The following is a 10695-nucleotide window of genomic DNA, read 5'->3' as shown; positions in this document are numbered from 1 at the left end:
TCGGCGGCAACATCGGCGGCGCATTCGGCGGCGGCAACAGCTTCAACGGTGTTGCCAGCAACAGCAACAACGGCAAGTTCATGGGCGGCGTCCAGGGCGGCTACAACTACCAGTTCGCCCCGAACTGGGTGCTCGGCATGGAAGCCCAGTATGACTGGACCAGCACCAGCGGCAACTCCACTGTGTTCCCCGCCGCTAGCGTTGGCGCCGGCTACATCTACAACAGCAGCCTGAACGGCCTCGGTTCGGTGACCGGCCGTCTCGGCTACACTTGGGGTCCGGCGATGCTGTACGCCAAGGGCGGTTACGCCTTCGCCGATCGCAGCCGTTCGCTGGTCGGCACGCCCGCAGTTGGCATCAACGGCAACAAGGATGGTTACACCGTCGGCGGCGGCCTCGAATACATGTTCACCCAGAATTGGTCGGGCAATGTCGAGTACCAGTATTACAATTTCGGCAAGACCAGCTTTGCAGCTCCGCTCGCTGCCTTGGGTTCGGTCACCAGCGAACAGCACACTGTCAAGGCTGGCCTGAACTATCACTTCAACTGGGGTGGTCCGGTCGTCGCGAAGTATTGATCTTCGTCTGATCGAAGCCTTGGAATAGAATAGGCCGGCGCTTGCGCCGGCCTCTTTTTTTGTCGCGGCGTGCGGTTGCAAGGTATCTGTTGCCGCTAAAGAGCGAACAGGCGAACCCAGCGGGTGCCGCTCGATCCTCCATAGGGGACGAGCGAGAATACCGGTCCGTCGTGCAGCACCAGCCTGACCTGCTGCGCCGCCTGGATCTGACGCATCATCTCTTCGGAGCCGCTGATCGAGCCCTCCGCGACCACGGGGCCGGGCTCGGTGTCCAGGCTGAGCCAGTAAAATACCTCGCCGATCAACGCGTCGCCGATATAGACAAGCCCGTTGTCGCTCAAATCAGCCATCATTCGACTCGCCATCCGGATCCGCAAATCCGGAATCAAGCGCGATCGGGTCAATTCGTTCCGGCGCGTGGTGGGACCGCGGCTCGTTGTCTAGATCATGATTGGTAATCGTTGAATCTTGTCCCGGACGCGATGCATGGCGCCCATTTGGGCGTGGTGCGTCGCGGAGCCGGGACCGTACCAAACGCCGGCGCTCGCTAGGGTCCCGGCTCTGCGAAGCAGCACCTTGTGCTGCACCGCGCCCGGGACAAGCGCGGCGCGGTTCAATTCGTTACGATCGCGCTTTAGAAGCCGCCGGCGCCGCCGTCCTTGCGCGGGTCCGAACCGGCAACATAGCCGCCGTCGATCCGGCGGACCAATTGGGCGCCGCCGAAGCCGAATGCCGAATCCGGCGGCTCGCGCTCGATGACATGGCCGCGCGCGGCAAGCTCCGCGGCGACATCGTCGGCCACCGTACTCTCGATCGCCACCTTCAGCCCGGCGACATAGCGCCAGCGCGGCGCGTCGGCGGCGGTCTGCGGGTCCTGATTCCATAGCTGCATGCGCAGCATCATCTGCAGGTGGCCTTGCGCCTGCATAGGCCCGCCCATCAGACCGAACGCCATCAGCGGCTCTTTGCCCTGCATGACGAAGCCCGGAATGATGGTCTGGAACGGGCGCTTGCGCGGGCCGACCTGGTTGGGATGGCCGTCGACCAGCGTGAATCCGAAGCCGCGGTTCTGCAGGCTGATGCCGGTGCCGGGCACCACCACGCCGGAGCCGAAGCCGGAATAGTTCGACTGGATGTAGGACACCATCATGCCGTCGGCGTCGCCGGTGGCGAGACAAACGGTGCCGCCGGTGGTCGGCGCGCCCTGTCCAAAGTCCTGCGCCGTTCGGGCGTCGATCAGTTTGGCACGCGAGGCGAGATAGGCCGGATCGAGCAGGTGGGCGACGGTGACGTCGCGCATGTAATCGAGGTCGGCGGCATAAGCGTAGACGTCGGCGAAAGCGAGTTTTGTGGCTTCGATCTGCAAATGGAAGGCGTCGGCGCTGTCCAGCACCAGCCCGTCGGTGCCGTACGCCTTCATGATGCCAAGTGCCATCAGGGCCGCGATGCCCTGGCCATTCGGCGGGATCTCGTGCAGGGCGGCATCGCCAAACGCCTGCTGGATGGTGCCGCACCAGTCATTTTCATGCGCGGCCATGTCGGCCTCGTCGAGCGCAGCACCATGCTCGCGGGCGAAGGCGGCAATGCGCTGCGCCAGCTCGCCGCGATAGAACGCTTCGCCGCGGGTCTTGGCGATCAGCCGCAGCGAATAGGCATGGCCGGGGGCGCGAAACAATTCACCGGCCGCCGGCGCCCGGCCGTCTGGCATGAAGGCCTCGGCGAAGCCGGGCTGGTTCTTCAGTTCGGCGGCGCCACGGCGCCACAATTCGGCGATCACGGGAGAAACGTGAAAGCCATCTTCGGCATAGCCGATCGCGGGTTCGAACAGCCGCTCGAACGGCAACTTACCAAATCGGGTCGAGAGATCGACCCAGGCCGAGACGGCGCCGGGCACCGTGACGCTTTCCCAGCCGCGGTGCGGGAAAGTTTTGTGATTGGCGAAGCGCTCCGGCGTCCACGCCGCCGGCGAACGCCCGGAAGCGTTGAGCCCGTGCAGCTCCTGGCCGTCCCACAGGATGCAATAGGCGTCGGACCCGATGCCATTGCCGGTCGGCTCCAGCACGGTGAGCGCGATCGCTGTTGCGAGCGCCGCGTCCAGCGCGTTGCCGCCTTGCGCCAGCATGCGAAGTCCGGCCTGCGTCGCCAGCGGCTGTGACGCCGCCACCACATTGCGGGCGAGCACCGGTGAACGGCGCGATGAATACAACCCGTCATGACGGTAGTGCATGGCAATCCCTTTGCAATATCAGCAGCGTCCGGTGCCCGCGCGGATCGCGGATAATATTTACTCTGTTGCCGATTTCAGCTGTTGATCGCGTGAGGTTCGGCAAAATGCAAGCATTTCTACCTATGGGTTAAGGTATGCGTGCTTTCCGCATCTGCGATCTATTGGTGCATCGAGATGGCTTCAGTCGAGCTTCGACCCATCGATCAGAATAGCCTGCCGGCGGCGCTGGCGCTGCTGGCGCGCGGATTTCCGGAGCGTACGGAAGCGTTCTGGCGCGTCGGACTTAACAAGATCTTAACCATGAAAGACGTCTCCAGCGCGCGCCCGGCCGGAGTCATCATCACGTCCGACGCCAAAGACATCGGCATCTTGCTGACGATCCCGAGCGAAAGACCGGACGACGACGGAACCTTGCGCAAGGTGGTCAATCTCGTCGCCTGGTACGTCGAGGAGTCACATCGCTGGATGGCCGCGCGCATGCTGAAGAAGATCGTCGCGGACGAAGCGACCGTGTTCCTCGACCTGACGCCGAATCCCGCCGCGGAAATCATCAATCAAAGGCTCGGTTTCGAACGGCTCACCGACGGCTTCCTGATCTATTTGCTTCCCGTCACGGTCTTTCGTCCGCGCCATGCCGCGAAAGTTCTGTCGTTCGACGAGGCCGGAGCGCGATTGACGGCGTTCGAGCTCACGACACTGCGGCAGCACCAGGCGCTGGGCTGTGTCGTTGGCGTTCTGCGTACGGCGAACCGATACTCACCGCTGGTTTTCTCCCGGATGCAACGCCGCGGACTGCCCGGCGCGCGGTTGATTCTCGCCGAGAGCAAGGCCGCGGTGAGCGACAATCTGTCGGCGATTTCGCGTTTCCTGCTGCGCCGGAAGATGCTGTTCCTGCGAATGGACGTCACAAGGGGTGATTCCGCCGCGGGCAGCATGGCTTCTCGCTGGAACGAGACCACTTATCGCAAAGGCGGCGGCCAGGCCGGCGAGCGGGTCGACTTCACTTACTCGGAATTTGTCTTTTGGGGCACATAAGATGCCGAACGGCACGGAGACCGACATGACAGACTCATCCGCTATCAGCAGAAGCGATATCGAAGCCGCGATTGCCGATTATTTGCAGGGACGCTTTCCCATGCTCGGGACTGTCGGCATGCAGACCGAGCTGCTCGGCAGCGGCGCGATCGATTCGCTGGGCTTTCTGGAAGTCGTGACGTTTCTGGAAGAGCGTTTTGCGATCATCCTCGATGATGACGACTTCGATGCCGCGAATTTGAAGGACGCATCCACCCTCGCTGACCTGGCGGAGCGCAAACTGCGGTGACCCATCAGCCTTATCTTCTGCATCATCTGCTGGACGGCCGCCCGGAAGATCACGATCGCGTGGCGCTGATCGATGGACCGCGTTCGCTCACCTATCGCGAACTGGCAGATCGCGTCCATGGCTGCGCAGCGGCGCTTCACGCCAGCGGACTGGCGCGCGGCGAGCGCGTCGCGATCGCTCTGCCCAAAAGTCTGGAAGAATGCTGGGCGATCTTCGGCGCCAGCGAGGCCGCCGGCGTATTCGTCCCCGTCAATGCGCTGCTGAAGCCGCAACAGGTCCGCCATGTGGTGGAAGATTCCGGCGCCAGCATCATCATCACTTCGCGCGCCATGCTCGATATGATCCGGGAGGCGGTGGCTGGCCTGCCCCTGAAGGCCGTTTTGTGCGCGGAAGATATCGCGGCCACACCGGTGCCCGTTCCGGGAACCGGCGCTGCGCGCGACCCATCGCTCGGTGAGGATCTGGCTGCGATCCTGTACACGTCGGGATCGACGGGCAGACCGAAAGGCGTGATGCTCAGCCACCGTAACCTGCTGGCAGGTTCGCGCATCGTCATCGACTATCTCGGGATCGACAGCGATGATCGCATTCTCTCGATCCTGCCGTTCAGTTTCGATTATGGCCTCAATCAGTTCCTGACCGCGGTCCAGCAACGCGCGGTGCTGGTGCTGTTCGGCTTTCGCCTTGGCGACGAGATCGTCCGCGCGTTGCGCGATCACGCCATCACCGGGCTGGCCGGCGTGCCGACGATCTGGGCGATCCTTACCAAGGCCGCGCCGTCCTTCAGCCGCACGCCGCTGCCATCATTGCGCTACATCACCAATTCCGGCGGCGCGGTACCATCCGAAACCGTGCGGCGGTTGCGCGCGGTGATTCCGGCGACGCGGATCTTTCTGATGTATGGCCTCACCGAAGCGTTCCGCTCGACCTACCTGCCGCCGGAGCAGGTCGATCATCGCCCGACCTCGATCGGCCGGGCGATTCCGGAATGCGAGGTTTTCGCGGTGACGGCGGAGGGGCGGCGCGCCAGGCCAGGCGAGCCGGGCATCCTGGTGCATCGTGGGCCGACGGTGTCGCTGGGCTACTGGAACCGGCCCGAGGATACCGCGCGGGTGCTGCGACCGCATCCTTTCATTCCGGCGGCCGAGGGCGGCGAGACGGTGTGCTATTCCGGCGATCTGGTGGTCGAGGATGAGGACGGCTTCTTCAGCTTCGTCGGCCGCGCCGACGCCATGATCAAATCTTCCGGCTATCGCATCAGCCCGTCGGAGGTCGAGGAGGTGCTGATGGCGACCGGAGCGCTTCGTCAGGTCGCGGTGATCGGTCTGCCCGATCCGCTGGCGGGGCAGAAGGTTCATGCCGTCGCAATCGCGCGCGAGGCGGTGCCGGATGCCGCCGGAATCCTGCTCGCCGCCGCCCATCAACTGCCGGCCTTCATGGTGCCGCGCGCGATCGAATTCGTCGACGCGCTGCCGACCACCCCGAACGGGAAGATCGATTATCCCCTGCTGGCGCAGCAGCGAGGCAAGCATGCCGGTTGACCTCAAACCGCCGGGTCTGGCCGAAGCGCTGGTGGCCGAGCACTTCACCGTGTCGGGACCGGACCTGCAACTCGGCGGCATCGCCGTGCGCGAACTGGCGTCACGCTTCGGCACGCCGCTATTCATCTATGATGGCGCCGTCATGCGCCGCGGTTTTCGCGCGCTGACCGAAGCGCTGCGCGGCTTCGCGCAGGTCTACTACTCCATCAAGGCCAACCCGGCGCCGGCGGTGATCCGGCTGTTCGCGTCCGAAGGCGCCGGCATCGAGATCGCCTCGGTCGGCGAATATCGCGCCGCCCGCGCCGCCGATATCCCGGCCGCCAATATCATCTTCGCCGGTCCCGCCAAGCGCGTCAGCGAATTGGAGGAGGTGATCGCCGGCGGCATCGGCGAAATTCATATCGAGAGCTATGAGGAGATCGGGCGCGTCGCCGCGATCGGCGCGCGGCGCGGCGTCAGTGTGCCGGCCTCCATTCGTGTCAATCCGGTGGCCGCGGCGCAGGGCGGCGCGATGCGAATGGGGGGCAAGCCGGCGCCGTTCGGCTTCGACGAAGAGGATCTCGCCAACGTCGTCGCGGCGGTCCGCGCGCACAAAGCCATCGATTTGCGCGGCGTGCATCTGTTCGCCGGGACGCAGATTCTCGATGCCGGGGTCCTGCTGATCCAGTGGAAGCACGCGATCGGCGTCGCCGGTCGGGTCGCCGCGCTGGCCGGCATTCCCCTGCGGACGATCGACCTTGGCGGCGGACTGGGCCTTCCATATTTTGCCGGTGAGAAGCCGCTCGACCTCGCGCAGCTGTCGCGCGGGCTGCCCGATCTGCTCGCGCTGCTGCGCGCCGATCCGCTGATTGCCGGTGCGCGCCTGATCGTCGAGCCCGGCCGCTTCCTCGCCGGGCCGGGCGGCATCTATGTCGCGGCCATCAACGCGGTGAAGACGTCGCGCGAGACGCGCTTTCTGGTCACCGATGGCGGTATGCACCATCATCTCGCGGCCTCCGGCAATCTTGGCCAGATCATCAAGCGCGACTACCCGATCGTGGCGCCCGCGCATATGGATGCTCGCGAACGGTCACCAATGACCGTGGTCGGACCGCTCTGCACGCCGCTCGACACGCTGGCACGAAAGGTCGAATTGCCCGAGTTGCGCGCCGACGAACTCGTCGCGGTTCTGCAGTCGGGGGCCTATGGGCGCAGCGCCAGCCCCGCGGGCTTTCTCAGCCAGCCGGCGGCGGTCGAGATCCTGGTCGAGGACGGGCAGATCGAGATCATCCACGGCGGCGCCGAATAGAACCGGCGATGCCGCGGATCGATCGCGCCAGTTTCCTCGCGCCCAGGAAGGCGCGCCCGCGCCAGCTCAACGCGGCGGTGAAGTCCACCAGCGGCACATCCTGGACGCCGAAGCGTCTTTTGTAGTCATAGGTGCCAACGCTGAAGTCGAAGGATCGCACGCCGTCGGCGTGCAGCGCCGCCATGCTGCGCTCGATGATCAAGCGTCCAGGCGAGCAGTTCGCCCACGCCTGCCCGACATTGCTGATCCGCAGCATCAGATAGCTGGATTTGACCCGCAGGCCGAGCAAGGTAGCGACGATCTGGTCGCCGCAGGTCAGCGCCGTGACCACGGCATAGCCGTCGGCCAGACCGCGGGCGATCAGATCGCGGTGGAAATCCGAACAGGCTTCGTCGTCCAGCGAATAGTCCTTGCCGAGCTCGTGCATCCGCGCGCTTTGCTGCGCCTCGAGCGCGGTGAAGACATTCAGCGCCGGCTGCAACTCGGTGATGCGCCGGAATTGCGCGCCATCGTTCTTGCTGAACACACGCCAGCTGCGCTCCAGCTCCTTGCGGACGGTTTTTTCCCGCGAGTAGCGGTAGGCGTCATAGTCGTCGCCGATCTCGAGCACGTGCCCGGTCAGCGCCGAGGGCTCGGTGCCGGGTAGCGCCGCCAGCGGATTGGCGATGCCTGTGATCGTCCGCGGCATCTTGCCGAAGCGCACGAGATCGCACCCCTCCGGCAGTCGCGACAGCGCGCCGCGCAGCGCAGACCAGAACGCCCCTGAATCGATGGGATGGGCGCCTGGAGCCGCTCCCATGATCGGTGCGTTGTAGTCGGCCGATCCGGCAAATTCGACGATGCGCAGGCCACGTTCGCGGCGGATCGCGAGCGGCAGAATGGCCACTATCGCGCGGTGACGATCCGTGACGACGACGATCAGCGGCTCGTCGGAACGTGGTGATGCGGCGTTGCCATACCAGGCGTCGAGCCAGTGCCGATGCTGAAACGGCGTGATACGCCCGCGAGCCATCTCGTTACCAAACCGCGCGCAGGCCTCGTTCCAGTCGCGGACCACCTCGACGACAACGCACGACGCGTCGCGCGTCGTTTGCGCGGCGCCGGTGATGGCTCCGGCGACCTCGGTCACGAGGCGATGGCTGCCTTGGGAATATCGATGATGGCGCCGAGCCTCGCGCCGTCGAGCTTGAAATCGACCGACTGCCGGCTGTCGCGTTCGCGGCGAATCCATGAACTGTTGCGAAGCGTCCGCTGCAGCAGGCGCTTGGCGAAGAACGACGGCCCCGTCGTCGATCGGCTCCTGGCCTGATAGCCGAATTTGTGCCGCAGCAGGCCGTTGGTGAAATTCACCATCTGCAGGCGGCGAATTTCCTCGTCAGTGTAGGAGATCGTCATGGAGATGTTGACGGCGTCGAGATTTTCCACCCGGTGCGGCGCGTTCAGCGGCCAGTGCAGCATCTGTCCCGGCGCCAGGTCGTAGATCGTGGCGTGGCGGTCGTACCAGTCGGCATAGGGCATATCGACCTCGACGCCGAACAGCGCGATATCCTCGAGGTGATGCGGCGCGACGAAGGGCGGCTTCGACGGGTAGACATAGACGCGCTTGGTGCCGACCAGCTGGATCAGGCCCTGGCCCGGCAGATCGGAGTGATAATAGACCTGAGCCCTGGGTGACGAGATCAGGATGCCGGCGGTGTGTTCAGGGTGGCCGAAATTCGGCACATGGCTACGGATTTCGTCGAACAGCTCGTTGACCTTGGCGCGGTAGCGCGGATCCACGTCGGTGACCTTGCGCAAATTCAGCCACAGCGTGCCGGCGCCAATCGCGTCGATGATCTGGTGACCGCTGAGATTGCCGACTTCGCCCTCGCGCCAGACGCGGCGACTCTCGCGCGACGCGGTCTGGATCAGATTGTAGTGCTCGCGCGGATAGGCCTCGATCAGCGCCGCCAGCGCATCGCGCGAAAACAGTTCGGACTTGTCGAGGTTATGCGCGATCTGGATCGGCATCTGGCCCCATAGCAGGCTGTTGGTGTCGTCCCAGTCTTTCAGAATACGATCGCTGGTCATCCGTCTGCTCCTGATACTCTGCTCTTGATACAGGCCGATCTGGCCGCTGCCGAGAGGAGGCGCCCAGTTCCATCAAAGGACGGGTGGCAAGGTACTCCCGTCATACCGCAATAAAAGGCCTGACTTGAGCGGATCGGCGGAAAACCTGGCACAAGGTTACCGGGCGTGCTCCGGGGCAAAGTTCCGGAGCCGGCGGCGGTCACCGGGTTAACCCATACGCCAGGGGCGCGCGGCGGCGAGGCGAACCAGCTTCTCGCGGACGTCCCCGACGTCCAGGAACCAGCAGGCCAGCAGGTAGATCGCCGCTCCCAGCGGGATCAGCACCGCCAGCGCCGCCTTGTCCCAATTCTGGAACAATGGGTTAAGCAGCAGGATGACGACGGTCATCAGCACGACCGCCAGCGCGACCTTGCCGGCGCGCGCGATCGGAAACGGCAGATGAAAGGCGCTGCGCGCCAGCCATAGCGCGCTCAGCATGCCGATGATCTCGGAGGCGACGCGGCCCCAGGCGGCGCCCGCAATGCCGAATAGTCCGATCAGCACGAAGGACAGCGCCGTGCCGAGCACCAGCGTGATGACGGTGTTGATCAGATAGAACCGGTTCTGGCTGGAGAGGAAGAAGCTGATGTGCAGATATTGATGCACGAAGATCTGGAACACGACGGCGAGCGCGATCACCGGCATGATGAGGGCGGCGACCTCGCGAAATTCCTCGCCGAGGACCAGATTGCCGATCCGCGGCGCCAGCAGCGCGAAGCCGATGCAACAGGGCAGCGTAATCGCCAATAGCAATTCGAGGCATTTTTCGAGATGCAGGCGGGTCGCTTCCTTGCCTTCGCTGGCCAGCAGCTTCACGGCGATGGGCACGAAGGCGGCCGAGGCGCTGATCGCCGGGATGATCAGCGCCTGGCGGACAAGGTCGACGGCCGCGCCATATTGTCCGGCCGCGCCGGCGCCGAACACATAGGCCACCAGAAACCGGTCGGTGGTGCCGGCGAAGGCGAGCAGGCCAATCGACAGCGTCAGCGGCATGCCCCAGACGATGAAGTAGCGTAGTCGGGCATGGGAAAAGTCGATCTTCGAGGCGCCCCACACCTCGCGCAGGATCAGCGCCGAACTGGCGAGATAGGCGACGGCGCCGGATATCAGCAAGGATTGTCCGCTGGTGTCGAAATACAGCACGCTGATGCCAAGCAGGGTCACCAGCACGGCGCGGGCCAGCGTCGCCAACAACACCTGCTGGCTACGCTGGCGCGCGCGCAGTAATTCGACGCTCAGTTCAAAGAAGCCGACGCTGACCGCCAGCAATACACCCGCGGGGACGGCGTGCTGGTCAAAGGTCAGAAACCGGCCGGCGGCCAGAACGATGAAGGGAATCGGAATGCAGATGGTGATGAAGCCCAGCAGCACCGTGGCGCGCATGTCGGTGCCATCGGCCTTGGATTCCTGTCGGACGATGGCCTGGCGCAGCCAGGTGAACAGCAGCGTGCCCAGTACAGCGGCCAGCGCGACGCCGATGATGTAGACGCCATATTCGACCGCGGTCATCCAGCGCGTGAAGATCACGACGTTGAGCAGGCCGAAGGCGGCCGAGGCCGCATTGGCTACAAAGTAGATCGATGTTTGCTTGACCAGGGACAAGAGGGATACCTGCGATCAACGTTTCG

The 10695-nt window shown here is 64.5% G+C and carries 10 protein-coding genes; 5 read left to right on the top strand and 5 right to left on the bottom strand.

Annotation, left to right across the window (positions count from 1 at the left end):
* Nucleotides 1-578, top strand: a 578-nt coding sequence (locus Q0S16_RS14625; RefSeq protein WP_295849458.1) for an outer membrane beta-barrel protein, incomplete at its 5' end; no start/stop codon positions are given.
* Nucleotides 579-673: 95 nt separating this feature from the next.
* Here Q0S16_RS14625 and Q0S16_RS14620 read toward each other — a convergent pair.
* Nucleotides 674-928, bottom strand: a complete 255-nt coding sequence (locus Q0S16_RS14620) for a hypothetical protein (protein ID WP_295849456.1) — start codon at nt 926-928, stop codon at nt 674-676.
* 284 nt (nt 929-1212) lie between these two features.
* Nucleotides 1213-2805: a gamma-glutamyltransferase family protein gene (locus Q0S16_RS14615; RefSeq protein ID WP_295849455.1), complete on the bottom strand. Its 1593-nt coding sequence runs from the start codon at nt 2803-2805 to the stop codon at nt 1213-1215.
* Nucleotides 2806-2979: 174 nt separating this feature from the next.
* Here Q0S16_RS14615 and Q0S16_RS14610 point away from each other — a divergent pair, with 174 nt between their 5' ends.
* Genes Q0S16_RS14610 through Q0S16_RS14595 form a run of 4 tightly spaced genes read left to right on the top strand, consistent with a single transcriptional unit; the run spans nt 2980 to nt 6958 of the window.
* On the top strand, nt 2980-3840 hold the full coding sequence (locus Q0S16_RS14610) for a hypothetical protein (protein ID WP_295849453.1): 861 nt from the start codon (nt 2980-2982) through the stop codon (nt 3838-3840).
* A 25-nt stretch (nt 3841-3865) separates the two neighbouring features.
* Nucleotides 3866-4129 carry an acyl carrier protein gene (locus Q0S16_RS14605; protein WP_295849451.1) on the top strand — a complete coding sequence of 88 codons (264 nt, stop codon included), beginning with the start codon at nt 3866-3868 and terminating at the stop codon, nt 4127-4129.
* Nucleotides 4126-5670 (top strand): AMP-binding protein, encoded by a 1545-nt coding sequence (locus Q0S16_RS14600; protein WP_295849449.1) that lies wholly within the window; start codon nt 4126-4128, stop codon nt 5668-5670. Before Q0S16_RS14605 ends, Q0S16_RS14600 begins: the two co-directional genes overlap by 4 nt.
* Entirely contained in the window at nt 5660-6958 is a 1299-nt protein-coding gene (locus Q0S16_RS14595) for a type III PLP-dependent enzyme (protein WP_295849447.1), read from the top strand. Before Q0S16_RS14600 ends, Q0S16_RS14595 begins: the two co-directional genes overlap by 11 nt.
* Here the strand turns inward: Q0S16_RS14595 and Q0S16_RS14590 are convergent.
* The 3 genes from Q0S16_RS14590 to Q0S16_RS14580 all read right to left on the bottom strand — a co-directional run bounded on the left by Q0S16_RS14590 (nt 6936) and on the right by Q0S16_RS14580 (nt 10669).
* On the bottom strand, nt 6936-8087 hold the full coding sequence (locus tag Q0S16_RS14590; RefSeq protein WP_295849445.1) for a GNAT family N-acetyltransferase: 1152 nt from the start codon (nt 8085-8087) through the stop codon (nt 6936-6938). The genes Q0S16_RS14595 and Q0S16_RS14590 overlap by 23 nt on opposite strands.
* On the bottom strand, nt 8084-9028 hold the full coding sequence (locus tag Q0S16_RS14585) for a hypothetical protein (protein WP_295849443.1): 945 nt from the start codon (nt 9026-9028) through the stop codon (nt 8084-8086). The genes Q0S16_RS14590 and Q0S16_RS14585 overlap by 4 nt, the downstream gene beginning before the upstream one ends.
* A gap of 207 nt (nt 9029-9235) precedes the next feature.
* Nucleotides 9236-10669: a polysaccharide biosynthesis C-terminal domain-containing protein gene (locus tag Q0S16_RS14580; RefSeq protein ID WP_295849441.1), complete on the bottom strand. Its 1434-nt coding sequence runs from the start codon at nt 10667-10669 to the stop codon at nt 9236-9238.
* Nucleotides 10670-10695 lie beyond the last annotated feature (26 nt).

The sequence above is a fragment of the Tardiphaga sp. genome, from assembly GCF_025356345.1.
In the GTDB taxonomy this organism is placed as follows: domain Bacteria; phylum Pseudomonadota; class Alphaproteobacteria; order Rhizobiales; family Xanthobacteraceae; genus Tardiphaga.
Note: the sequence above shows the minus strand (reverse complement) of the source record. Positions and strands in the feature narration are given on the sequence as shown.